Raw genomic sequence first — 23,552 nt, forward strand, 5'->3', positions numbered from 1 at the left:
GATGAAATAAATTCATTTCCCTGTTCACATGTCAGTAGCCTATCTCTTGTATAATCGGTCAGACAAACTCATAGTTTTCAGCCTTAGATGAGAATAACTCAGCCATGAGAAAACCCCGTTTGCCGCCGCTGGGCGCGCTGCGCGCCTTCCACGCCGTGGCCGGCTGCCGCAGCTTCAAACTGGCCGCCGAGGAGCTGGGCGTCAGCGCGACGGCGGTCAGCCATCAGATCAAGCTGCTGGAGTCGGTGCTGGCATGCCGGGTGTGCGAGCGCAGCGCGCAGGGCGTCAGCCTGACCGAGATCGGCGAGATCCTGTATGCCGGCACCCAGCGCGCCTTTGCCGCGCTGGAGCAGTCCGTCGCCCAAATCACCCGCGCCCAACAGCCGCCGGCGCTGACCGTCACCACCACCTCCAATTTTCTCACCCACTGGCTGGTGCCGCGCCTGGCGGATTTCAAGGCGGAGTTTCCCGCCATCGATCTGCGCCTGCACACCAGCGTCGAGCGCGTCGATCTCAACCAGCGCACCGTGGACGTCGCCATCCGCTACCGTGAAACGCCGGAAAGCGATCTGCACTGCACCCTGCTGCATGAGGATCGCTTTATCGTGGTGGCCAGCCCGGCGCTGGCGCTGGAGCGCAGCGAGGATTTGCAGCGGGTAACGCTGTTTCACGTGGAACATCGGCAGGTGCCCGCCGACGCGCCGACCTGGGAAAACTGGCGGCGGCGCTACGGGCCGGAAGGGTTGAACGTGGAAGCCGGGCTGACCTTCAGCGACGAGACGCATGCGCTGCAGGCGGCGGTGGCGGGCCAGGGGGTGGTGATCGCCAGCCGGCTGCTGGCGCGCGATTTGTTGCAGCGCGGCGTGCTGGCCGCGCCGTTCGAGATGTCGTTACCCGGCGCCAACTATTACCTGGTAGCCACCGAAGAAACCGCGCAGCGCCCCGATATCATTGCGCTGCGCGAGTGGCTGCTGCGGCAAATGACAGCAGGCTAACGGCGCTCGGGGGCGATCTCCCCCAGGCGGATCGCCACGCCGATCGCCTGCGCGGTGGTGGCGGCGCCAAGGCGTTGGCGAATGCGCCGCAGGTGGTTTTCCACCGTGCGTTCAGACAGGCCGAGCATCGCAGCGATATCCGCCTGCCGCCGGCCGATGGCGGTCCAGCTCAGCACCTCGCGCTCGCGCGCCGACAGCCGGCTCTCTCCCTCGCCGGCCGCCGGTGCGAACAGCCGCCGCGCCGCCTGAAAGGCCGCCGTGCCCACCAGCGACAGCGCCAGCCGCGCCGGCGGCGAGGCGTCGATGCGATCGCCCCCCAGGCTGACGGCACCCTCCAAACCGGCCGGGCCGAACACCGGGATCTGCACGCCGTGCAGGCCGGCGCCGCGCGGCGTGCGTACAATCCGGTAGCGCTCGCCCTGCTGCGCCCGGTTCTTGGTCCAGAAAAACGGCTCGCTGACCCGCAGCATATGCCGGGTCACCGGGCAGTGCCGCACGTAGGTCAGCGCATCGACGGCCTCGCCGTCGCCGAACCAGTCGCCCTCGACCCAATAGATATGCTCGATCCCCGCCTCCGCCGCGGCGGAAGCGGAAAACAGCACAAAGCGATCGAAGCCGAACGGCGCGGCGAAGGCGCGAACCCGCCCCTGAATGGCGGACAAGGTTCGCTCGTGGTCCATCGCCAGCGCCGTCTGGAAAGCGCGCTGCGCGATCTCGTCGCTCATCGCACGGCGACGTCGGCCAGCAGCGTCTCCGCCGCCAGCTTGCCGAGGTTGTTGGAAGCCAGCGGGCTGTCGCCGGTCAGCAGGCGCCGATCTTTATGCACCTTGCCGGTAATGTCGGCGTTAACGATCTTAACGCCCCGCTCGCGCAGGCGTTCGCCCACCAGCCAGGGCATCGGGCCGGGGATGTAGCCAATGTCGATGTTGGCGCCGGTATCGAGCGAGTCCGGGAACACGCACATTTCATAGCCACGATAGAGGAAATCCTCTTTGCTCTCGTCGATGCCCGCCGCCAGCAAACCGGCCGGCCCGTGGCACAGCGAAATCACGTAGCGATCGTTGTCGTGCGCCCAGTGCAGGGTCTTTTTCACCTCTTCGCTGAACGGGATATCATTCAGCACGCCGTGGCCGCCGGGGATGAAAACGCCGAGGTAGTTGCCGCCATCCAGATCCTTCACCACCTCCGTCAGCTTTTTCGGCTGCTTGAGCTGGCTGCGGTACTTCTCGTAGGTGGCCTTGACCGCGTCGTCTTCCTGCGGGAACGCCCACATCTCCAGCTTCACCGGATCGCCGGACGGCGTGGCGATGTCGATCTCGAAACCGGCCAGATCCAGGTGATGCATCGGCAACAGCATCTCGACCGGGTGATTGCCGGTGGAGAAGAACTTGCCGTTTTGCATCAGCAGGTAGCGCTCCTGCGAGGCGATCATCAGCACCTTCCACTTGCCGCCGCGATAGGCGTTCGGGTAGCTGGCACCCGCGAAGTCGGTTTTGGACGAGGTGTACTGGCTGAGGGAGTAAGGTGATGGGAAGAACGCGTTGTCTTCCGCCACATCCGGGGTGGGATTACGATCGTTGGACACTGAATCAGTCATGATTATCTCCATATTCACCGTTGCGTTGCCCTTTCAGCTTAAATAACCGCCGGCGGGGCCGCAATGAGGGATATCCCTCAAGCAATCCTTGCAGCCGAAACTCAGGCGAGATTGCGTAGAGCGATAATAAAGGTTTCTTCGCTGGCGCCCTGGTGTTCATAGCGGCATTTTCTGACCGGCACCCGGAAATAGCGCTCCAGGATATCTTCCCGCAGCACAGCGCTTTTAACGCCAAACAGCGACTGCCGTTTTGCCATCAGTAAACACTTGTCGGAGATGCGTTCGGCGTAATTGAGGAAATGCGTATTCAGCACGATCGTCATCTGCCGCTCTTTGGCGAGGCGCCACAGCATCTCGATCATTTTGGCCTGATTGTAAAAATCCAGATTCGATTCCGGTTCGTCGAGGATCATGACGTCGGGATCTGCCACCAGCGCCTTGGCGAAATAACACATCTGCAGTTCACCGCCGCTGATCTGGTTGATATTTTTCTGCGCCAGCGGCGCGATCTCCAGCGCGTGCAACACCGCCTGCGCCCTGGTGAAATCTTGCCGACGCGGCCCGGCGAACCATCCCGCATGGCGGGCGCAGCCGAAAGTGACAAAATCGAGTACGCCATAGGAAAAATGTGGTGTTTTCGCCTGCGGCACGTAGGCCAGGCGCGCCTCTCGATTATCGACGCGGCCGATCTCGCACCTGCCGGCGCTGGGCCGACACAGGCCCGCAATATTTCTCAGCAGCGTCGTTTTGCCGGCGCCGTTCGGGCCCAGCACACTGAGGATCTCGCCGCGCTTAAGCTCGAAGCTGACGTTGTCGAAAATGGGCTCCCGCCCCTTGAAACCAAAGGCTAGCCGGCTAGCGGTGATCATATCGATTCCCCAGAATAAAAAGCACCGCGAAAAGCGGCGCGCCGATCAGCGCGGTCAGGATGCCGATTGGAATTTCCGTATAGGTGGCACCTCTCGCAATATTGTCGATAACCAGCAAAAACAACGCGCCGCCGATCGCCGATGCTGGGATCAGGCGGCCGTGGTTATATCCCAGCACGCTTCGCACCAAATGGGGGATCACCAAGCCAACCCACCCCACCACGCCGGCCAAACTCACCGAGGCGGAAACCAGCAGAGAGGCGGCGATCAGCAATAGGATCTTCAGCCGGGGCGGATTCAGGCCGGCAATGCGCGCCTCGTCGTCCCCCAGCGAGAGAATGTTCATGTTCCACCTGAGCCGGTAGATAGTCAGGTAACACGCCGCAAACAGCGGGATCAGCCAATAGACCTGCGCTTTCGCCACCGAAGCGAAGCTGCCCATCAGCCAGAAGACAATGGCAGGCAAGGTATCCTGCGGATCGGCGACATATTTGATGGCCGAGACAAACGCGATAAACACCGACGCGATAATCATGCCGGACAGGATCGTCGTCAGCGCATCCTGCCGGCGTTTCAGGCGGCAAATGCCAAGCACCAGCAACAAACTCACCACGCCGAAAAGAAACGACAGCAGGGAACTCAGGGCAAAAGGCAAACTCAATAAAATGCCCAGCGCGGCACCAAAGGCGGAGGCGGAAGACGTGCCCAGCACGTCCGGGCTGGCTAACGCGTTTTTCAGCACCGCCTGAAAGGTCGCGCCGGCGACTGCCAACCCGCCGCCCACCAGCATCACCGCCACCACCCGCGGCGCACGCAGGTTAAAAATCACCGAATAGTGGGCCTGGTTTTCCCCCGGCATGTTCCCCTGCCATAAAATCAGCAGCACGTCATGGGCCGACAAGGCGTAACGGCCGGCAAACAGTGATGCGACGGCAACCACACACAAGGCTAAAAACAGCCCTACCATGATCGCCATATATTTTCCTCTGCCCGGCATCCCCAAGCTCCTCCAACCCACTAACGCAATTCAACCGTGGTGCTAGCGCTGTGCCAGCACCTCATCCAACAAACGGTCCGGGATCGCATAGGAGAACATCGTCTGATAATAGCGGCGCGTCTCCTCCCGCAGCGTCTTGTCGCTAATGTCTTCAGGGGCATAGCGGTTGATCATAAACAGCGGCAGCAGTGACGTTTCCGCCGACAGGCCCCCCCAGTTATGAATGCCCATCGGCGTCGAGAAAACCTTGCCGTTTTTTACCGCCCTGAGCGTCTCCCAGGCCTGGCCGGGGATCCCCCCGTGCAGCAGCGCTTTAGCGCTGCCGAAAACCACGAAAATCACATCCGGGTCCCAGGCCATGATCTGCTCCATCGAAACGTTGATGTACCTGCCGGCATCCCCTTTCACCGGCAAATCCCCGGCGACGTTGTCCATGCCGGCCATTTTCAGGTAGGTGTCGCCGTAGGTATGCGGGCCGCTCACCTTCAGCTGCCTGCCGTCGCTTTCTTCGAGATACAACGCCCTGACGTGCTGCGCGCGGATGGCTGCGGCATAGGGGCGGATCTGCTTCAGGGTCTTTTCCCAGGCATCTTTGAATTTGTGCGTGCGCGGCAGGCCGAGCGTGTCGGCGAAGGTATTTTCCCAATACATCTGGGTGACCATCGGTTGGTACTTTGTCTTCCCGCCGGCATCCAGATCGACGGTCATCACGCCCGCCCTTTCCAGCCGATCGTCCTGGCTTTTGCCGTAGTAATAAATAATGTCGGGCCGTAGATTCATTAACGACTCCATGTTGACCCGGTAGTCCTTATTGATGAAGGCGGAGGTGATCCTGCCGATGTCAGGCTTCATGTCCTTCAACACATGCATATCGGCATGCATGAACGCCCAGGGCCCCACGCCGACGACGTGCCGGTAGGCCGCCTCGTTCGCCAGGATCACGCCGAAGGGGCAGTTGCCGGTGATGACGATCCGCTGATAGTGGCCAGGCAACTTTTGCACCGCTGCGCTCTGCGGCCGTTCGGCCGCCGCCGGCTGACTGCCGCTGGCGCAAGGCGCCGTCGGCAAGGCGAATATTGCCAGCAGCGCGGTGGCGATAAATTTCACTGTGACGCACATGGTGCCTCCTGTGCGCACGCTCGGCGGCGTGCGGCGATGGGCTGCGTTAGGCCGACGCGGCGATGCCGGCGGCCATGATGGTTATCCCGGCCACAAAGACGATTGCCGTGGTGGCGACCGCGCCGCCGCCGACCAACGCGGCGGTTTTTCCTGTGGAAAGGTCTTTTCGTTGCAGGAAAGAGAGCTGCGACAGGGGAATGATTTTTCCGCTGTCGGCGACCAGGTCTTTCGGTTCAACCTTCGCTACCGTCAACTCGCCGCCGCTGCCGTCCTTCAGACCATATTTCAACCGGTCGCCGACATAGACCGGCGGCTGCAGCAGGTAATATTGGCTATTGAGCCCCGTCTCTTTTTGTTGCAACGCCACGTCGTGGTAGGTCGTGCAGCCGGCAAGGGAAAACGCCGCCATGCCGATAACCAACGGTACTAATGGGATAAATCGCATGGGAAACCTCGTGCTTCTATTTACTGGTTTTTAACGTAACGGCGGACTTGAAGCGCATATAGCTCACGACCAGAGAAAGGAACGAGAATGCCGCCCCCGCCATTAAACTGATGTTCGTCGCTTGCGCACCCCGCATGTTGAAGAAAATCGCCACCAACGCCGAACCGACGATTTGCCCAATCAGCCGGGAACTGCCCAACAGGCCGCTGGCGATGCTGCTGTTTTCATGGGAGACCGACGTCATGATCAACAGGTTGTTCGGTGATTGAAACAGGCCGAAACCGATGCCGCACAGCGCCACGCGCCATACGATCGCCCCATTCGACGGATCGCTCGGCAGATTGGCCATCAGCAGCATGCCTGCCAGCAGACAGGCAAGGCCCGAGAGGGCAACAAGATTGGGATCGTACTTCTTGGCCAAATCGCCGGAAATTAGCGAAGACGCCATGGTGGCCAGCGGCCAGGCGGTCAGCAACAGACCGATTTCCACCACGTTTCTTTGCAGAACGTTGTGAAAATAAAAAGGCAGCGAAACATAGGCCAAAAGCTGGGTGCTGTAGGACAGCATCGACATCAGCAAAGACAATGACAGCGTCGGGTTATGCAGCATCGCGATCGGGATCAGCGCGGCGTCGGCCTTTCTTTTTTGATTGATGTACAGCAACCCGGCCAGCCCGGCGAATACCGCAAAGCTCAGCGCCGCCGCCGGCAGATGGTGAGTGGTCATGCTCATGGTGCTGAGCGAGAAAGCGATAAACAGCACAAACACCAACAGGGCGCCCCCGCTGTCGAACCCAACGCTGCGCCGCTCGCGGGAACCCAGGAATATCACGCTCAGCAGCAGCGACAGGCAGGCGATGGGAACATTAATGGTAAACAGCCAGTTCCAGCTCGTTTGAGAAAGTATCGCCGAGGCGATGGATGGCCCGGCGGCGGCGGAAACCGACACCACCATCACGTTTATGCCCAGGCCGCGCCCAAGCAGCCTTGCCGGGTATATCTCCTTGATCAGCGCCGCATTGACGCTGAGCACCGCCGCCGCGCCGAAGCCCTGTATCACCCTGAATGCCGTCAGCATCTCCAGCGTCGTGGACAGCGCGCAGCCCAGGGATGAAAAAGCGAACAGCACCACCCCGGCCATAAAGATTTTTTTATTGCCCACCGCGCGGCCCAGCGCCGCGAAGGGCATCAAAGAGGCCACGACGGCAAACTGGTAGGCATTAATAATCATGATGGAGGCCGATTCGGAAACGCCGAAATCTTTGGCGATCACCGGCAGCGCCACGTTGGCGATGGTACTGTCGAGCATGGCGATAACCGTGCTTAACGAGACGGCGAGAACGGCGAATATATTTAATGTCTCTTTTTCCTGGTGTTTAAAAGTCATGTTAACGCTCCAAAAACGTGAGTGACTTCATGCCGGCGGCAAAGACCCCGTTTTTTATCCGTTTTAGTAATTACGTTATAACATATCAATTAAAGAGGAAAATAAATCTCATTTGAAATATTAGATTAAATAGTGTGTCAAAATAAGAATTAACAAATACAAAACAAATTAATAGCAATACGAATATTCAATAAACAAAATAAATGCAGTATAAAAAACCAGTGAATTTAAGGAATGACATTAAAAGTAACAGCCGCTAACAGACAACCCCGCTGGCGCGTGAAATTGTTATGTTATAACAAAAACACCCTTTCCTTTTATGCTGGTTAACCTTATGGCTAAGACGGACCTTTTGAACACCCGGTTATCTCGCCGCAGAATGATGTTGGCAGGGCTGGCGGCCCTGGCGCTGAACGGCGCCGTTTCCCCGCTGGCTCACGCCCACGGCCTGCCGCGCCCCAAACCTCAGGGGGCGCGAAAAAGATTCCTGGTCATGTTGGATCCCGGTCATGGCGGCATCGACTCCGGTGCCATTGGCCACACCGGTTCGCTGGAAAAACATGTCGTTCTGGCGATCGCCAGAAATGTGCGTGCACAGCTCGATCGACACGGCATCGATGCCCGCCTGACGCGCGACAGCGACGTTTTTATTCCGCTTTACGATCGGGTGGAGATCGCGCACCGGCACGGTGCGGATCTTTTCATGTCCATCCACGCCGACGGTTTTACCTGCCCCAGCGCCTGTGGCGCTTCGGTCTTTGCGCTTTCCAATAAAGGCGCCAGCAGCGCGATGGCGAAATACTTATCGAACAGTGAAAACGCGGCGGACGATCTCGCCGGCCCTAACGTCATCAAGAAAGACCGCTATTTGCAGAAGATACTGTTTGATTTGGAGCAGACGGAAACGATCAAAGAAAGCCTGACGCTGGGCTCGCACCTGATTCAACATATTGCGCCCATTCATCATCTGCATGCCAAAAATACCGAACAGGCGGCCTTCGTGGTCTTAAAATCCCCGTATATTCCTTCCGTGTTGGTGGAAACCTCTTTCATCACCAACCCTGAGGAAGAAAGGCTGCTCGGCACCCCCGCATTCCGAAATAAAATTGCCACGGCGATCGCTCAGGGGATCGTCAGCTACTTTAAACGCGAAACGCACGCTTAAGCTTCGCCGAGGCGGCAAGCTCACGGGCTTGCCGCGCACAGGGACGGTGTCATCATGATAAAATGCAATCCGCGTTATTTTTCGGCGGGCATGCTTTTCCCCCTGCTGGCCCTATTACCACGCGGCGCCTTCGCCGTGTCGTTGACGGGGTCGCAGCAAAACAGCCTGAATTTCTACGGCACGATTATCGCCAGACGCTACAGCGGCCAAAACGCGCGCGACGACGGCGACCGCAGCTACCTCTATTTCGGCCTGATAGGCAAAAAAAAGATCGCGCCGCGCTGGCGGGCCTACGCCCACTGGGAATATACCGTCAGCTTCGCCGACGCGACTCGCAACAGCACCCGACTTGCCTATATTGGGGTGCAAAACGCAACCTTCGGCAGCCTCGATATCGGCCGCAATTGGGGCGTGCTCTATGATGTGACCGCCCTGACCGATCGCTCTCCGCTGTTTAGAGAGATGGCCTACAACTACATCGACAATTTTATGCGCGGCCGGGCGCGTAACCTGCTCACTTACCGCCGCCCCTTCAGCCTGTTTCAGCGGCGCGCCGCACTCGCGTTGCAATATCAGTTCAAAGACGGCGACGACCGGCAAACGCCGGGCAAACAAAACGGCAACGGATTCGGCCTCTCCTTCCGTTATGCGCTGACGCCGACGCTCAGCCTCATCGCCGCCGCCTCGGCGTCTCAAACCACGCAGCGGCAACAACGCGCCGCCGGCTATCGCCGGCGCATCGATACGCTGGCTGAAGGAGCTCTCTATGCGTCGAAAAAAATCTATCTTGCGGCCGTGTTCACCCAAAGCGACAACGCCATCAGCCCGCAACAAACCGCTAACCGCGGTTCGGCGTCAAGTTATGAAGCGCTCGCCAAATATCGGCTGACGGACCATATTCAACCCAACATCGGCTATACCCGTTTGATACAGACCCGGGCAGGCCGGAACATGGACTTATTGAACTATGAGGAGCTGGGGGTCACCTGGTTGCTCAACAGCAATATGCAGGTGTTTATTAACTATGAATTCAATAACCTTTCGCAGCACACGCCCGGCGTCGATGCGTCGGACAAGCTCGATATGGGCATCAGCTATCATTGGTGATCCGCTCTCCCGCAGCCAATAAAAAGCCCCGCCCGGTGAAGGGCGAGGCTCGCGACGCGTTGAGTCTTTAGCTGTTCACGAACGCCAGCAGATCGGCGTTGACCTGATCGGCATGGGTGGTCGGGATGCCGTGCGGCGCGCCCTTATAGGTATTGAGCGTGCCGTTTTGCACCAGCTTGGCCGACAGCACGCCGGAATCCTGATAAGGCACCACCTGATCGTCGTCGCCGTGGATCACCAGCACCGGAATGGCGATCTTCTTGAGATCTTCGGTGAAATCGGTCTGCGAGAAGGCGACGATGCCGTCGTAGTGCGCCTTGGCGCCGCCCATCATGCCCTGGCGCCACCAGTTCCAGATAATCGCCTCCGACGGTTTGGCGCCCGGGCGGTTATAGCCGTAGAACGGGCCGGCGGGCACGTCGTAATAGAACTGCGCCCGGTTGGCGGCCAGCTGCGCCTGGAAATCATCGAACACCGCTTTGGGGGTGCCCTGCGGATTGGCGTCGGTTTTCACCATCAGCGGCGGCACCGCGCTGATCAGCACCGCTTTGGATACCTTGTCCTCGCCGTGGCGCACGATATAGCGCACCACCTCGCCGCCGCCCGTCGAGTGGCCCACGTGCATCGCGCCCTGCACGCCCAGGTGTTTTACCACCGCGGCGACGTCATCGGCGTAGTGGTCCATGTCGTGCCCTTCCCACACCTGGCTGGAGCGGCCGTGGCCGCGGCGATCGTGCGCAACCACGCGGAACCCTTTGTTCACGAAGAACAGCATCTGGGCATCCCAGTCATCGCTGGACAGCGGCCAGCCGTGGTGAAAATAGATAACCTTGCCGTTTTTGGGGCCCCAATCCTTGTAGAAAATCTCGACGCCATCGCTGGTCGTTACGTAACCCATGTCGTTTCTCCCATTTACACTTTGGTTAAAAAAGAAGGTTTATACTGCGCGCGGCGCCGGGATCTCTGGCTCCCTCATCCCGGTTGGCCGACGATCTTGCGTTGATCGTTTAACGAGTATAGGTTTAAAGTTCACTTTAAGGTCAAACACGATTCGGCAAACCGCATTCCCGCTTTCACTCGGCATCAGGAGAATTCAAGTGCAGGGAGATGACATCCTCATGACGATGGAGCAACGGCTTGCCGCCCAGCGTCATGCCTTCCTGCGCGACGGCGCACCGACGATCGCTCAGCGCAAGGCCACCCTGCGCCGCCTGCGGAGCGCCATTTTGGCCCAGCGCGGCGCGCTGACGGCGGCCGTCAGCGCAGACTTCGGCCACCGTTCGCCTTACGAAACCGACATCCTGGAGATCCTGGTCACCGTGCAGGCGATCGATTACCTGCTGCGCAACCTGAAACGCTTCATGCAGCCGGAACGCCGCCACGTCGCCCTGCCGTACCAGGCCGGGCGCGCCTACGTGCAATACCAACCTAAAGGCGTGATTGGCGTCATGGCGCCGTGGAACTACCCGTTTTCGTTGACCTTCATCCCGCTGGCCACCGCCCTGGCCGCCGGCAACCGCGTGATGCTGAAACCTTCGGAGCTCACGCCGCGCACCAGCCAGCTTATCGAAACGATGCTGGCAGCGCTGTTTCCCGCCGATGAGGTCGCCGTGGTGACCGGCGGGCCGGACGTCGGGGCCGGATTCAGTGAGCTGGCGTTCGATCACCTGGTGTTCACCGGCAGCACGGCGATCGGCCGCCAGATCATGCAGGCGGCCGGTAAAAATCTGGTGCCCCTGACGCTCGAGCTGGGCGGCAAAAGCCCCGCCGTGGTGGCGCCCGGCGCGGTTAACGCCAGAACCGTTAACAGCCTGGCGTTCGGCAAGCTGTCGAACGCGGGCCAAACCTGCATCGCGCCCGATTTCCTGCTGATCCATCAGGACGATGTGGAAAACTTCATTGCGCTCTACGACGCGGCGGTCAAAGCGTTTTACCCCGACGGGCCGACGAGCCATGACTACGGCGCCATCATCAACGACAGGCACTACCACCGTTTGCAGGATCTGCTCACCGACGCCCAGGCGCGGGGCGCGCGGATCGTTCCGGTGGGCCACCGCCCGGACTCGGCAGCGGAAAGGCCGAAAACCCTCGCCCCCACGCTGATCGTCGGCGCCCCCGACGACAGCCGGATCATGCAAGAGGAAATCTTCGGGCCGCTGCTGCCGGTGCGCACCTACGCCGCCTTTGATGAAGCGATCGACGTTATCAACGCCGGGCCGCGCCCGCTGGCGCTGTACTACTTTGGCCCAGGCGGCCCCCTGCAGGACAGGCTGCTGGCGCGCACCACCTCCGGCAACGTCAGCGTCAACGCCACCCTGCTGCACTTTGCCCAGGACGATCTGCCGTTCGGCGGCATCGGCCCCAGCGGCATGGGGGCCTGTCACGGCATCGAAGGATTCCGAGCGCTGAGCCATGCCAAGGGCGTCTTTATCCAAAGCCGCTGGCGCTTCACCGATCTGCTGCGCGCGCCGTTCGGCAGGCTGGCGGACGCGGTACTCAAGGTGATGCTGCGGCGCCGATAGAGCGCCGCGCTGACTATCAATAACACAGCCAGGAATCGCCGCAAGCTATCACAGTATTCAATCATTCCTATTTTATCTCTCCGCCGCCGCTGACTAAGCTTAGCCATGAGTCGCCCTTTGCCCGTTAGCGGCCGGGGCGATGTGATTCCATTGAGTTCAGTTATTTAGCGCAACACCCGACGCAAGCCTTACCCGCATGCCTTGTTAACCGCTCCACGCCCGGCGGCTGGAGCACCCTTACGGAAGCAGAGAGCGCATTATGACAACTGAAAGCAAATGCCCGTTTTCGGGCGGCAAGCAGCCCGCACCGCAGAACGGCCCCACCAATCAGGATTGGTGGCCCAATCAGCTCAGCCTGAAACCGCTGCATCAGCACTCCCCCCTGTCCGATCCGATGGATAAAGACTTCAACTACGCCGACGCCTTCAACAGTCTCGAACTGGCGGCGGTCAAACAGGATCTGCACGCCCTAATGACCGACTCGCAGGAATGGTGGCCGGCGGACTTCGGCCACTACGGCGGCCTGTTCATCCGCATGGCCTGGCACAGCGCCGGCACCTACCGCATCGGCGACGGCCGCGGCGGCGCGGGCGAAGGCCAGCAGCGCTTCGCCCCGCTCAACAGCTGGCCGGACAACGTCAGCCTCGACAAGGCGCGCCGCCTGCTGTGGCCGATCAAACAGAAATACGGCCGCAACATCTCCTGGGCCGACCTGATTATCCTGACCGGCAACGTGGCGCTGGAATCGATGGGCTTCAAAACCTTCGGCTACGCCGGCGGCCGTGCCGACACCTGGGAGCCGGACGACGTCTACTGGGGCTCGGAGAAGATCTGGCTGGAGCTGAGCGGCGGGCCAAACAGCCGCTACTCGGGCGACCGCGACCTGGAGAACCCGCTGGCGGCGGTGCAGATGGGCCTGATCTACGTCAACCCGGAAGGCCCGGACGGCAACCCCGATCCGGTGGCCGCCGCGCGCGACATCCGTGAAACCTTCGCCCGCATGGCGATGAACGACGAAGAAACCGTGGCGTTGATCGCCGGCGGCCACACCTTCGGCAAGACCCACGGCGCCGGTCCGGCGTCTAACGTCGGCGCCGATCCGGAAGCGGCCGGGCTGGAGTCGCAGGGCCTCGGCTGGCACAGCACCTTCGGCACCGGCGTCGGCAAAGACGCCATCACCAGCGGCCTGGAAGTCACCTGGACCACCACCCCAACCCAGTGGAACCACGATTTCTTCCGCCATCTGTTCGAATACGAATGGGAACTGAGCCAAAGCCCGGCCGGCGCGCACCAGTGGGTGGCGAAAGACATCGGTGAAACCATTCCCGACGCCTTCGATCCGAACAAGAAACGCCGCCCGACCATGCTGACCACCGACCTGTCGCTGCGCTTCGATCCGGCCTACGAGAAGATTTCGCGCCGCTTCTATGAGCATCCGGAAGAGTTGGCCGACGCCTTCGCCCGCGCCTGGTTCAAGCTGACCCACCGCGATATGGGGCCGCGCCCTCGCTACCTCGGCCCGGAAGTGCCGCAGGAAGAGCTGATTTGGCAGGATCCGATCCCGGCGGTCGATCATCCGCTGATCGACGAGCAGGACATCGCCGCACTGAAAAACGCCGTGCTGGCATCCGGCCTGCCGGTGTCGGCACTGGTCTCCACCGCCTGGGCTTCCGCTTCGAGCTTCCGCGGTTCCGACAAACGCGGCGGCGCCAACGGCGCGCGCATTCGCCTGGCACCGCAAAAAGACTGGGCGGTCAACCAACCTGCGCAGCTCGCCGCGACGCTGGCCAAGCTGGAAAGCATCCAACGCGCCTTCAATGATGCGCAGGCCGGCGGCAAGCGCGTCTCGCTGGCGGATCTGATCGTACTGGCCGGCGCCGCAGGCGTGGAACAGGCGGCGAAGAACGCCGGTTTGGCCCTGACGGTGCCGTTCGCGCCGGGCCGCATGGACGCTTCGCAGGAGCAGACCGACGTGGACTCCTTCGAGGCGATGGAGCCGCTCGCCGACGGATTCCGCAACTTCCTGAAGGGCAAATACCGCGTGCCGGCCGAGACGCTGCTGGTCGACAAGGCGCAGCTGCTGACCCTGACCGCGCCGGAAATGACGGTGCTGGTCGGCGGGCTGCGGGTACTCGGTGCCAACGTCGGCGGCACACCGCACGGCGTATTCACCCAGCGGCCGCAGGCGCTGACCAACGACTTCTTCGTCAACCTGCTCGACATGGGCACCACCTGGCACCCGGTGGGTGAGGACGGCCTGTTCGAAGGGCGCGATCGCCGCAGCGGCGCGGTCAAATGGACCGGCACCCGCGTCGATCTGGTGTTCGGTTCACACGCGCAACTGCGCGCGCTGGCCGAAGTCTACGGCAGCGCCGACGCGCAGGAGAAGTTCGCCCACGACTTCGTCGCCGCCTGGAACAAAGTGATGAACCTCGATCGTTTCGATCTGGCGTAAACTCCCCGCAACGGCCTGCTTCGGCAGGCCGTTTTTCCTCCCGAGATCAACACCGCCTCCGCTCAACGCCGGCCGCAGCGCCCGTCGTTATATTTTATTTCCCGCTTATTCGTATTTACTCAACAAGTCATATAAAAATTTGATGGGCGGCAATTCTTTTAATGCTGTATTTATATTTAGACGGCAATGAAGACCGTAAAATCAGCTGGCTAATGCGATATATCCCATCCAGGAGAACACCGTTATGGATTATCCTCGATTCGCCTCAGCGCGCGGCGAGGCGGGCCTTATGACCCTCGCCGTTCCTTAGCGATAGCGGGCTAGCCGGCAAAGGCACCCCACCGTTTTTATGCCAATAAAAAGAGAGGTTCTGCACCTGCGCGATATTCGCTTAGGCGCCAGAATTTCGCCCTTATTTAATGTTTCACGACGCGCATTGCGTTTTTAGTTTTTATTTTTCAGCCGACGGGAAAGCTCATAGGAAATCACGCTTCACTCAGGAAAATAACCGCTACCTGGAGGTCATCATGCAACATATTATCGGTATTTCTTCTCGTCGGCTGAGGATATCAGCCCTTGCGCTGCTGCTCCCTGCCGTATCATGGGCGGCCGATACGGCGTCTCTCGCCGTGGGGCCGCAATATGACACCACCCATGTCTACGTCGAACGCGGCAAAATGGATGCCTTTGTCGACAGCATCCTGAAAACCTTCGGCGGCACCAGCACCGAACGCGTGCTGGTCAACGTCACGCCCACGCCGAGCGAAACCTACTCCCAGCTGATACTGACGCCGGCCGGCAGCTTCTCGGTGTTCGATTTCAAAACGCCGATCCCACACCCGTTCGGCGCCGAGCGCAACGGTTTTCTGGTCAGGGATATGGACGCCGCCATCCGCCAGGCCAGGGCCGCCGGTGCCGATGTGCAGGTTGCGCCTTTCGACGATCCGATTGGCCGCGACGCGGTGATCCAGTGGCCCGGCGGCGTCAACATGCAGCTCTATTGGCACACCAAGGCGCCCAACTACAAGCCGCTGCTGAGCGTGCCGGAAAACCGCCTGTATCTCTCCGCCTACCGCGTCGACGATTTCCTGAAAAGCTACCAGGCGTTCTCGCACGCCACGGTGGTGAGCGACGAACAGGTCAGCGATACGGCGATCGGCCGCAGCGACAGCGGCAAGATCCGCCAGATCGAACTGGACTCGCGCTTCGGCAAAACGCGCATTTTCGTCACCGACGGGCATCTGCCTTATCCGTTCGGCCATGAGCGCACCGGCTATGGCGTCGACGATCTGCCGGCCACGCTGGCCAAAGCGACGGCCAGCGGCGCGCAGGTGCTGTGGCGCTCGACGGCAGCGGAGCGCCGCACCTCGGCGCTGGTGCGTTTCCCCGGCGGCTACATCGCCGAAATCCACCAGACGGCTAAATAAACCCAAGGCGCGCTGCGGCGCGCTTTTTTCTTCGGATACCCATGATGAAACGCACGCTTCCCGCACTGTTGCTGTTCTCCTCGCTCCCCGCCCTGGCGGCGGAACCCGCCGCTTCCCCCTGGAAAAACATCCCGTTGGGCGATGCGGCCACCCTGTCTTTCGACGGTTCACTGCGCGAGCGCTATGAATGGACGGATCAACGCGATCTGAGCGGCGGACGCGACGACACCTTCATGCAGCGCCTGCTGATTGGCGCGCGCCTCGACTATGGCGACGACTTTGGCGCCTATGTCCAGTTGGGATCGTCACTGGCCACGCCGCGCGATCGCGGGCGCAAGCCGACCGATGAAGATCATGCCTATCTCGGCCAGGGCTATGTGGACTTAAAACTGCCCACCGCCTACGGCCTCGGCACCCTGCGGGTCGGCCGCCAGGAGATTGCGCTGGGTTCGCTGCACCTGATGGGCACCCGCGACGGCCCCAACGTGCGTCGTTCTTTCGACGCCATCCGCGCCAGCTGGGCCAAGGATAAAAACCGCCTCGACGCCTTTATCGGCCACCCCGTCACCCTCAAAACCGGCAGTTTCGACGACGATACCGACAACAGCCAAAAGGTGTGGGGGCTGTACGGCACCACGCCGCTGGCCGCGCTGGCTTCCGCGCTCGATCTCTACACCTTCGGCTTTGAGGATAACGATGCCCACTACGCGCAGCTCAGCGGGCAAGAGCGGCGCTATACCGTCGGCGCACGCATTTTCGGCGCGGCGCAGGGATTCGACTGGGACAATGAGGCCGCCTGGCAGTTCGGCAGCGCAGAACAGCGTGACATCCGCGCCTGGTCGGCGTCGGCGCACGCCGGGTATACGGTGAGCGACTGGCGCTGGCAACCGCGCTTCGGCGGCAAGATTGGCATCGCCAGCGGCGATAAAAACGGTCACGATGGGCAGCTCAATACTTTTAACGCCATGTACCCCAAGCTGCCCTACCTGACCGAGAACGGGCTGGTGGCGCCGGCTAACCTGATCGCCATCCACCCTTCGGTCACGATTACGCCGTGGCAAACCCTGTCCATCGATTTCAGCTGGGACGCGCTATGGCGGCAACGCCGCGAGGATGCCTTCTACCTCGGGCCGATGCGCCCGGTGAAAGGCAGCGAGCAAGGCTCGCGCTTTATCGGCAACCAGTATCAGGTCGAAACCACCTGGACGCTGCGCAGCGATCTCCAGTTCAAGGTAGCCTATGTCTACTTCGACGTCGGCCACAGCCTGCAGCAGCATGCCGGGCTGAAAAACATGAACTTCGTGCTGGCGCAGGGCACCTACTGCTTTTAAGTATCAGGCAAGTTAATCGGTGTACGCGAGTGTCCTTAATAATCCCGTACTCAATTAATGACGATCGCCAGCGTGTAGCCGCCTATATGCATTGCAGCGATGGCGGCTACTCGCCGCTATTCACAGATGAAAATTAATGAAAAGCAAAAAGATAAATCAGTTACGTAAACTCCACGAGCCAATTACAGAGTAATATTAAATAAAGATTTAATTCCACCTGGTTATTTAAGTGCGCCTTTTACACATATCTTATGTAAAAGATTCATATAAGAATAACTCATTAATAAAATAATTATGCCTATACTGCTTTCAGCCAACCATTGCGCGCCATTAATTCCTCACCGTGATTAATGATAAGGACATATCCCGCTTGAATGCAATATTCAAGCCAGATCAAGGAGGCAAACTAATGATAACCCACTAATTACCCCTATTTTCAAACCTGTGTACGAGCATATAGAGCGTTAGGTGCAATATTGTCAACGTCCAAAGGAGTTTGATATGTCATTAGCTACCGATAAAATCTCAGATTATTTAACCGATTATGAAAGAGTCGATCGCGAGGGAAGCAGCAAACCGTCATACGCCACAGAGGAGGTTTCAGATCTGTTGCTGAGGAGCCATTATTCCGCCAATGGCAAAGGCGTGACCGACCATGCGGCAGCATTAACCTACTCTTTCCCCGTGTATACCGACAGCGATAAGCCAGGATCCGCACAGCTTACCGCCGCCCAACAGGCCCAAACCAAGCTTTCATTGCAGTCCTGGTCGGACGTGGCCAATATCACCTTCACCGAGGTCAAAGGCACCGATGCCAAAAGCGCTGATATAAAGTTTGGTTTTTATAAGGCGGCCAGCGGGGGCAATTACACCTCCTATGAAAGTACGCAAAACGACCTGAAAAGCACCATCTGGATCAGCGGCAACAAAGGCTACGACGCTTCGAATCCGCAGACCAATAACTATGCCAGGGATACGCTCACCCATGAAATAGGGCATGCGCTCGGGCTCTCCCACCCCGGAAACTATGATGCCTCCAACGCGACTTACCCCACCTACACCAACTCGGCGAAGTATTATGAAGACGATCATCAATATTCTTTAATGAGCTATTTTAGTGAACAAAACACCGGCGCCGACTATAAAGGCGTTTGGCCATCGGGGCCGCAGCTGGATGATATTACCGCCATACAGAAACTGTACGGCGCGAATACCACCACGCGCACCGGCGATACCACCTATGGTTTCAACTCGAATACGGACAGAGACTTTTTGAGCGTTAAGACGTCCACGGACAAAATCGTGGCGGCTATCTGGGATGCCGGCGGCAATGACACGCTGGATTTTTCAGGCTACAACCAAGATCAACGAATCAACATTAACGAAGGCTCATTCTCAGATGTGGGCGGCTTGAAGGCGAATATCGCCATCGCCTACGGCGCGCAGATTGAAAATATCATCGGCGGCAGCGGCGCCGACATTTTAGTGGGCAACGCACTGAACAATACGCTAAAAGGCGGTGCAGGCAACGACATCATTTACGGTGCCGGCGGCGCCGATCAGCTCTGGGGCAATGCAGGCGCGGACACCTTTGTCTTCCGCGCAGTCGGCGACAGCCAAGCCGCCGCGCCGGACTGGATCCGTGATTTCCAAACGGCGGTGGATAAAATCGATCTGTCGTGGCTCAACCAGACGGTTAAGGCCGAGGGGGGCGAGTTGCACTTCGTCGATAATTTAAGCGGCTCGCTGTATGAAGCGGCGCTGAATTATGACTCGCAGCAGAATGTCACCGATCTGGCGATCAATCTCTCCGGCCATAACCAGCCTGATTTCCTGGTTAAAATCGTTGGGCATGTCGACGCTTCCGCCGATATTCTCGTCTAGCCAAGAAACCCGCAGTCCGGCGCGAACGCCGGACTGTTTATCTCTTCTTAGGCATCACCCTGGCGATTTTTTGCGCTACCCCCACACTGTCAGAGCAATAAATCGCGCAGACGAGCTCACACCGCCTCCAGCTCCGCCGCCAGGGTGGCGACCAGCTCCGCCGCCGGCATCGGCCGCGCCAGGCCCACGCCCTGCCCGGCCCACAGCGACATAAACTCTCCGCGCCCGGCCTTGGCCGCCGCCTGGCGGATATCGCCGGTGAGCGCGTTCTGCACCGGATAAGGCAGGATCTGCGCCTCTTCCGCGCGCATCTGCCGCATGAAATCATTGACGATGCCACGCGCCGGGCGGCCGCTGAAGGCGCGCGTCAGGCGCGTGCTGTCATCGCCGGCGTTGCTCAGCGCCGCCCGCCAGGCTTCGGCGATGCCCGACTCCGGGCTGCACAGGAACGCGGTGCCCAGCTGCGCCGCCTGCGCGCCCAGCAAGCGCGCCGCCGCGATGCCACGCCCGTTCATGATACCGCCCGCGGCGATCACCGGGATCTTCACCGCCGCCACCACCTGCGGCAGCAGGGCCACCAGGCCAATGCAGGATTGCTCGATATCGCCAAGGAAAGTCGGGCGGTGGCCGCCCGCCTCCGAGCCAGAGACGCAAACGAAGTCGGCGCCCGCCTCTTCCCAGGCGCGGGCTTCCGCCACCGTGGTGGCGGTGCCGATCACCCGCGACCCGGCTTTCTTGAACTGCGTGACCGTGGCGCGCGGCAGCACGCCGAAGGTGAAGCTGGCCACCGGCGGCGCCGCCTCCAGCAAGGCCGCGATCTGGTCACGGTTGTTTTCGGCGAATTGGGTGGGGATCGGCGGCTCGCTCAGCCCCAGCGCTTCGCGGAACGGCCGCAGCAGGTGCTGGGCGCGCTTGAGCTCGGCAAGATCTGGATGCTGCTCGTCGAGCAGAAACAGGTTGATGTTGAACGGCGCGGCGGTCTGCGCGCGGATCTGCTGCACCCGTTCGAGGATCACCGCCGGTGAAAACAGCGCCGCCGCGCACGAGCCCAGCGCCCCGGCGTTGCTCACCGCTACCGCCAACGCCGGCGGCGACGCGCCGTTCATCGGCCCCTGAACGATCGGATAGCGCAGCCCAAGCTCGCGGGCAAAAGCAGAAGGTGCCGTCATCAATGTGTCTCCCTGTGCTGACTACATTCGTCTTACGGCGGCCGCGCCGCCGAACCGACCAAAAGCATAGCACCTTCTCACCGCTTGGCCGTGCAGTTAATGCTTCACCTGATGCCGGTCGAGCGACAGGAAGTGATGCACCACCGGTTTCTCCGGCCCGATGTGGAAGCGCAGCGCCTCCTGCTGCAGATCGGCGTCGGCGTGCGACACCCGCTGGTGCTGGCGCAGGTGCTCCGCCCAGGACTCCACCAGGAACCACTCCATAATGCATTCCGGATCGCCGGTGTGCTCGGTGATGCCCCAGGCGTAAGCGCCGTCGCGGCGGCGCGCCCGCTCCAGCATCAGCAGCGTGTGCAAGAACTGCGGCCGATCCTGTTCGCGGATGCGATACTCCACCTGAATCATTACCGGGCCACGATCGTTCTCGACCGGCGTGTTGACCAACGGCTCCGGCCAATGGTTCGACGGCTGCAGATCGGCTTCGCCGGTCGGCAGCCGCAGGCGATGGAACAGCAGCCCCGCCGCCAACAGGCCGACGCCGCCGACCAGCAGCGTGGCGGCCACGCCCAGCTCCTGCGCCACCAGCCCCCACAGCAGGCTGCCCGCCGCCATTGCGCCGTTGAACACCATCAGGTAGATGGCCAGGCCGCGGCCGCGCACCCAGTTGGGCAGCACGCCCTGCGCCGCGCCGTTGAGCGTGGTCAGCGCGATAATCCAGCCTGCGCCCAGCACCAACAGCAGCACCACTGCCAGCCACTGCGGCGGCGCCAGCGACAGGGCCGCCATCACCCCGGCGGTCAGCACCGCCGCCAGCAACACCAGCCCGTCGGCATTCAGCCGCTGGCGCAGGCGCGGCAGCGCGATCGCCCCGAGGATCGCCCCGGCGCCTACCGCCCCCAGCAGCACGCCGTAAAAACCGGCGCTGCCGCCCAGCATGCGGCGCGCCACCAGTGGCAGCAGCGCCCAGACCGAGCTGGAGAAGGCGAAGAACACCGCCGCCCGCAGTAGCACCACGTGCAGTTCGCGGCTGGAACGGGCATAGCGCAGCCCGGCGCGGAAGGCGCCGAAGAAATGTTCCGACAGGCCGCTGTCCTCAGCCTTCGGCCGCTTCCACCACAGCAGCGCCGCGATCACCAGCACATAGCTCATCACGTCCGCACCGTAGGCCGCGCCGGCGCCGAAGCTGGCCAGCAGCAGGCCGCCGGCCGCCGGGCCGATGGAGCGGGCGATGTTGATGCCCAGCGAATTCAGCGCCACGGCGTTTTTCAGCTCGGTGCGCGGCACCAGCTCCGGCACGATCGCCTGCCAGGTCGGCCCCATCAGCGCCGCGCCGATGCCGCCGACAAAGGTCAGCGCCAGCAGGTATTCCACCGTCAACGCACCGGTCTGCGACAGCAGCAACAGGCTGCCGCTGACGCAGGCCAGCAGAATTTGCACGAAGATCAGAAAGCGCCGCCGATCGAGAATGTCCGACAGTACCCCGGCCGGGATCGCCAGCAGGAACACCGGCAGCGTGGCGGCGGTCTGCATCAGCGCCACCGCCGAGGGGTTGCTCGACAGATCGGTGATCAGCCACGAGCTGGCGACGTCGCGCATAAAGCTGCCGACGTTGCCGAGCACCGTGGCACCCCACAGCACCGCAAATAAGGGGATTTTCAGCGGCGCGAAGCCGCCCGCCGCCGCCTTGTTGTCCGTCTGTTCAGCCATCCGTTCGCTCCTTCAAATCGTTAAATGCCACCAGCAACAGCGCGCCGGCCAGCCCGAGGTGTTCAAAAAATCCATTCATCATCTGGCCGCGTTCCGCCCCGTCGAACTGCCAGAACGGATTGGCCATCAGCGTCGCCATCAGGGTGAAACCGGCCAGCGCCAACGCGCCGAGCCAGCGGTAAAAGCCGCTCAGGATCAGCGCCGACGCCGCCAGTTCCAGCAGCGTCACCAGCACGGCGAACAGCGCCGCCGGCTGCAGGCCGAAGTGGGTCATCTCGGCAACCGCGCCTTCGACGTTCAGCGCCTTGACCAATCCGCCCTGAATATAGGCGGCGCAAATGGCGAGCAGCAGCACCCAGCGCACCGCTGGCGCATGCAGCCGCTGCGCGCAGCGGGCGGCGATAGCAGTCAGGTTCATCGCGCCCCCTTAGAACGGCGAATTCTGGATAAAGGCCAGCAGATCGGCGTTGAAGCGATCGGGATCGACCTGCGCCAAGCCGTGAGCGCCGTCGGCGTAAACATTCAGCTCCGCCTGTTGCATAAGCTTAGCGGCTTTCAGCGCCGAGGCGCCGATCGGCACGATCCGATCGGCGTCGCCGTGTACCAACAGCGTCGGCCTGTCGATCGCCAGCAGATCGGCGGTGAAGTCCACTTCGGAGAATGCGCTCACGCCGTCGTACTGCCCTTTCATGCCGCCCTGCATGCCCATCAGCCAGAAGTGGTCGATTAGCCCCGCATTGCTCTCCACCTCGTCGCAGTGGAGACCGTAGAACGGCACCGCCAGATCTTTGAAGAACTGCGAGCGGTTGCCCGCCACGCCGCTGCGAATGCCGTCGAAGGCCGCCATCGGTGCGCCTTCCGGGTTGACCGGCGTTTGCAGCATCAGCGGCGGCACGGCGCCCACCAGCACCACCTTCGCCACCCGATCGCTGCCGTGGCGGCCGATGTAGCGCGCCACTTCGCCGCCGCCGATGGCGTGGCCGACCAGGATCAGATCGCGCAGATCCAGCGTTTCGATCAGCAGGGCCAGATCGTCGGCGTATTGGTTGATGTCGTTGCCGTGCCAGGTCTGATCCGAACGGCCGTGGCCGCGGCGATCGTGGGCGATCACGCGGAATCCGCTCTGGCCGAAAAACAGCAGTTGGTTGTCCCAGGCATCGGCGGACAGCGGCCAACCGTGGGAGAACAGGATCGGCTGGCCGCGGCCCCAATCCTTATAGAAAATGCGCGCGCCATCGGGCGCGGTGAGAATGCTCATGACGTGTTCCCCGCTAGGTATTGAATTGGATTTTGTACCGGGTAACAGTACGGCAGGCGCAAAGGCAGTGATAACGGAATAATTTTCGCATGATCGCGAGTTTTTTTGCTGAAGAGGC

20 protein-coding genes are annotated in these 23,552 nt (G+C 61.0%); 8 read left to right on the plus strand and 12 right to left on the minus strand.

Annotation, left to right across the window (positions count from 1 at the left end; translation table 11 throughout):
• The first annotated feature begins 104 nt into the window (after positions 1 to 104).
• The gene (locus SSARUM_RS15500; RefSeq protein WP_049214166.1) at positions 105 to 995 is read left to right on the plus strand and encodes a LysR substrate-binding domain-containing protein; all 891 of its coding nucleotides are present in this window, start codon (positions 105 to 107) and stop codon (positions 993 to 995) included.
• On the opposite strand, the gene SSARUM_RS15505 is transcribed toward SSARUM_RS15500, so the two are convergent.
• The 7 genes from SSARUM_RS15505 to SSARUM_RS15535 all read right to left on the minus strand — a co-directional run bounded on the left by SSARUM_RS15505 (position 992) and on the right by SSARUM_RS15535 (position 7,409).
• A complete protein-coding gene (locus tag SSARUM_RS15505; RefSeq protein ID WP_049211342.1) occupies positions 992 to 1,720 on the minus strand; it encodes a PA1136 family autoinducer-binding transcriptional regulator in 729 nt (242 codons plus the stop codon). The genes SSARUM_RS15500 and SSARUM_RS15505 overlap by 4 nt on opposite strands.
• Positions 1,717 to 2,592, minus strand: a complete 876-nt coding sequence (gene hchA / locus SSARUM_RS15510; RefSeq protein WP_049211345.1) for a glyoxalase III HchA — start codon at positions 2,590 to 2,592, stop codon at positions 1,717 to 1,719. The genes SSARUM_RS15505 and hchA overlap by 4 nt, the downstream gene beginning before the upstream one ends.
• Before the next feature lie 101 nt (positions 2,593 to 2,693).
• On the minus strand, positions 2,694 to 3,461 hold the full coding sequence (locus tag SSARUM_RS15515; RefSeq protein ID WP_049211347.1) for an ABC transporter ATP-binding protein: 768 nt from the start codon (positions 3,459 to 3,461) through the stop codon (positions 2,694 to 2,696).
• Positions 3,448 to 4,437 carry a FecCD family ABC transporter permease gene (locus tag SSARUM_RS15520; RefSeq protein WP_223181971.1) on the minus strand — a complete coding sequence of 330 codons (990 nt, stop codon included), beginning with the start codon at positions 4,435 to 4,437 and terminating at the stop codon, positions 3,448 to 3,450. The genes SSARUM_RS15515 and SSARUM_RS15520 overlap by 14 nt, the downstream gene beginning before the upstream one ends.
• 63 nt (positions 4,438 to 4,500) lie before the next feature.
• A complete protein-coding gene (locus tag SSARUM_RS15525; RefSeq protein ID WP_209007986.1) occupies positions 4,501 to 5,577 on the minus strand; it encodes an ABC transporter substrate-binding protein in 1,077 nt (358 codons plus the stop codon).
• Between the two features lie 46 nt (positions 5,578 to 5,623).
• Positions 5,624 to 6,022: a hypothetical protein gene (locus SSARUM_RS15530; protein ID WP_223181972.1), complete on the minus strand. Its 399-nt coding sequence runs from the start codon at positions 6,020 to 6,022 to the stop codon at positions 5,624 to 5,626.
• A 16-nt stretch (positions 6,023 to 6,038) separates the two neighbouring features.
• Positions 6,039 to 7,409 carry an MFS transporter gene (locus tag SSARUM_RS15535; protein WP_041035867.1) on the minus strand — a complete coding sequence of 457 codons (1,371 nt, stop codon included), beginning with the start codon at positions 7,407 to 7,409 and terminating at the stop codon, positions 6,039 to 6,041.
• A 334-nt stretch (positions 7,410 to 7,743) separates the two neighbouring features.
• Between SSARUM_RS15535 and amiA the strand changes: the two genes are divergently transcribed.
• The gene (amiA, locus tag SSARUM_RS15540) at positions 7,744 to 8,574 is read left to right on the plus strand and encodes an N-acetylmuramoyl-L-alanine amidase AmiA (RefSeq protein WP_049211354.1); all 831 of its coding nucleotides are present in this window, start codon (positions 7,744 to 7,746) and stop codon (positions 8,572 to 8,574) included.
• A 54-nt stretch (positions 8,575 to 8,628) separates the two neighbouring features.
• Positions 8,629 to 9,681 carry a porin gene (locus tag SSARUM_RS15545; RefSeq protein WP_049211357.1) on the plus strand — a complete coding sequence of 351 codons (1,053 nt, stop codon included), beginning with the start codon at positions 8,629 to 8,631 and terminating at the stop codon, positions 9,679 to 9,681.
• A 67-nt stretch (positions 9,682 to 9,748) separates the two neighbouring features.
• Here SSARUM_RS15545 and SSARUM_RS15550 read toward each other — a convergent pair whose 3' ends face one another.
• Entirely contained in the window at positions 9,749 to 10,579 is an 831-nt protein-coding gene (locus SSARUM_RS15550) for an alpha/beta fold hydrolase (RefSeq protein WP_043147674.1), read from the minus strand.
• A gap of 220 nt (positions 10,580 to 10,799) precedes the next feature.
• On the opposite strand from SSARUM_RS15550, the gene SSARUM_RS15555 reads away from it, so the two are divergent.
• The 5 genes from SSARUM_RS15555 to SSARUM_RS15575 all read left to right on the plus strand — a co-directional run bounded on the left by SSARUM_RS15555 (position 10,800) and on the right by SSARUM_RS15575 (position 19,300).
• Entirely contained in the window at positions 10,800 to 12,203 is a 1,404-nt protein-coding gene (locus SSARUM_RS15555) for a coniferyl aldehyde dehydrogenase (RefSeq protein ID WP_048321780.1), read from the plus strand.
• A gap of 259 nt (positions 12,204 to 12,462) precedes the next feature.
• Positions 12,463 to 14,658, plus strand: coding sequence for a catalase/peroxidase HPI (gene katG / locus SSARUM_RS15560; protein WP_060430296.1), 2,196 nt, complete (start codon positions 12,463 to 12,465; stop codon positions 14,656 to 14,658).
• A 629-nt stretch (positions 14,659 to 15,287) separates the two neighbouring features.
• Positions 15,288 to 16,085 carry a VOC family protein gene (locus tag SSARUM_RS15565; RefSeq protein ID WP_080430332.1) on the plus strand — a complete coding sequence of 266 codons (798 nt, stop codon included), beginning with the start codon at positions 15,288 to 15,290 and terminating at the stop codon, positions 16,083 to 16,085.
• Between the two features lie 41 nt (positions 16,086 to 16,126).
• Entirely contained in the window at positions 16,127 to 17,416 is a 1,290-nt protein-coding gene (locus tag SSARUM_RS15570) for an alginate export family protein (protein WP_060430300.1), read from the plus strand.
• A 501-nt stretch (positions 17,417 to 17,917) separates the two neighbouring features.
• On the plus strand, positions 17,918 to 19,300 hold the full coding sequence (locus tag SSARUM_RS15575; protein ID WP_060430302.1) for a serralysin family metalloprotease: 1,383 nt from the start codon (positions 17,918 to 17,920) through the stop codon (positions 19,298 to 19,300).
• A 116-nt stretch (positions 19,301 to 19,416) separates the two neighbouring features.
• On the opposite strand, the gene SSARUM_RS15580 is transcribed toward SSARUM_RS15575, so the two are convergent.
• From SSARUM_RS15580 to SSARUM_RS15595, 4 genes are all read right to left on the minus strand, one after another.
• Positions 19,417 to 20,469, minus strand: a complete 1,053-nt coding sequence (locus SSARUM_RS15580) for an NAD(P)H-dependent flavin oxidoreductase (protein ID WP_060430304.1) — start codon at positions 20,467 to 20,469, stop codon at positions 19,417 to 19,419.
• A gap of 96 nt (positions 20,470 to 20,565) precedes the next feature.
• The gene (locus SSARUM_RS15585) at positions 20,566 to 22,176 is read right to left on the minus strand and encodes an MFS transporter (RefSeq protein ID WP_060431620.1); all 1,611 of its coding nucleotides are present in this window, start codon (positions 22,174 to 22,176) and stop codon (positions 20,566 to 20,568) included.
• Positions 22,169 to 22,594, minus strand: coding sequence for a DoxX family protein (locus SSARUM_RS15590; protein WP_041035882.1), 426 nt, complete (start codon positions 22,592 to 22,594; stop codon positions 22,169 to 22,171). Before SSARUM_RS15590 ends, SSARUM_RS15585 begins: the two co-directional genes overlap by 8 nt.
• Before the next feature lie 9 nt (positions 22,595 to 22,603).
• The gene (locus SSARUM_RS15595; RefSeq protein WP_060425994.1) at positions 22,604 to 23,434 is read right to left on the minus strand and encodes an alpha/beta fold hydrolase; all 831 of its coding nucleotides are present in this window, start codon (positions 23,432 to 23,434) and stop codon (positions 22,604 to 22,606) included.
• Positions 23,435 to 23,552: the final 118 nt, after the last annotated feature.

Source organism: Serratia sarumanii (genome assembly GCF_029962605.1).
GTDB classification, from domain to species: Bacteria; Pseudomonadota; Gammaproteobacteria; order Enterobacterales; family Enterobacteriaceae; genus Serratia; species Serratia sarumanii.

What these genes read in the sequence shown, in the direction of transcription:
- SSARUM_RS15500 (WP_049214166.1), top strand. Translation starts at nt 105, where the DNA reads ATGAGAAAACCCCGTTTGCCGCCGCTGGGCGCGCTGCGCGCCTTCCAC.
- SSARUM_RS15505 (WP_049211342.1), bottom strand. Translation starts at nt 1,720, where the DNA reads ATGAGCGACGAGATCGCGCAGCGCGCTTTCCAGACGGCGCTGGCGATG.
- hchA (WP_049211345.1), bottom strand. Translation starts at nt 2,592, where the DNA reads ATGACTGATTCAGTGTCCAACGATCGTAATCCCACCCCGGATGTGGCG.
- SSARUM_RS15515 (WP_049211347.1), bottom strand. Translation starts at nt 3,461, where the DNA reads ATGATCACCGCTAGCCGGCTAGCCTTTGGTTTCAAGGGGCGGGAGCCC.
- SSARUM_RS15520 (WP_223181971.1), bottom strand. Translation starts at nt 4,437, where the DNA reads ATGGCGATCATGGTAGGGCTGTTTTTAGCCTTGTGTGTGGTTGCCGTC.
- SSARUM_RS15525 (WP_209007986.1), bottom strand. Translation starts at nt 5,577, where the DNA reads ATGTGCGTCACAGTGAAATTTATCGCCACCGCGCTGCTGGCAATATTC.
- SSARUM_RS15530 (WP_223181972.1), bottom strand. Translation starts at nt 6,022, where the DNA reads ATGCGATTTATCCCATTAGTACCGTTGGTTATCGGCATGGCGGCGTTT.
- SSARUM_RS15535 (WP_041035867.1), bottom strand. Translation starts at nt 7,409, where the DNA reads ATGACTTTTAAACACCAGGAAAAAGAGACATTAAATATATTCGCCGTT.
- amiA (WP_049211354.1), top strand. Translation starts at nt 7,744, where the DNA reads ATGGCTAAGACGGACCTTTTGAACACCCGGTTATCTCGCCGCAGAATG.
- SSARUM_RS15545 (WP_049211357.1), top strand. Translation starts at nt 8,629, where the DNA reads ATGATAAAATGCAATCCGCGTTATTTTTCGGCGGGCATGCTTTTCCCC.
- SSARUM_RS15550 (WP_043147674.1), bottom strand. Translation starts at nt 10,579, where the DNA reads ATGGGTTACGTAACGACCAGCGATGGCGTCGAGATTTTCTACAAGGAT.
- SSARUM_RS15555 (WP_048321780.1), top strand. Translation starts at nt 10,800, where the DNA reads ATGACGATGGAGCAACGGCTTGCCGCCCAGCGTCATGCCTTCCTGCGC.
- katG (WP_060430296.1), top strand. Translation starts at nt 12,463, where the DNA reads ATGACAACTGAAAGCAAATGCCCGTTTTCGGGCGGCAAGCAGCCCGCA.
- SSARUM_RS15570 (WP_060430300.1), top strand. Translation starts at nt 16,127, where the DNA reads ATGATGAAACGCACGCTTCCCGCACTGTTGCTGTTCTCCTCGCTCCCC.
- SSARUM_RS15575 (WP_060430302.1), top strand. Translation starts at nt 17,918, where the DNA reads ATGTCATTAGCTACCGATAAAATCTCAGATTATTTAACCGATTATGAA.
- SSARUM_RS15580 (WP_060430304.1), bottom strand. Translation starts at nt 20,469, where the DNA reads ATGACGGCACCTTCTGCTTTTGCCCGCGAGCTTGGGCTGCGCTATCCG.
- SSARUM_RS15585 (WP_060431620.1), bottom strand. Translation starts at nt 22,176, where the DNA reads ATGGCTGAACAGACGGACAACAAGGCGGCGGCGGGCGGCTTCGCGCCG.
- SSARUM_RS15590 (WP_041035882.1), bottom strand. Translation starts at nt 22,594, where the DNA reads ATGAACCTGACTGCTATCGCCGCCCGCTGCGCGCAGCGGCTGCATGCG.
- SSARUM_RS15595 (WP_060425994.1), bottom strand. Translation starts at nt 23,434, where the DNA reads ATGAGCATTCTCACCGCGCCCGATGGCGCGCGCATTTTCTATAAGGAT.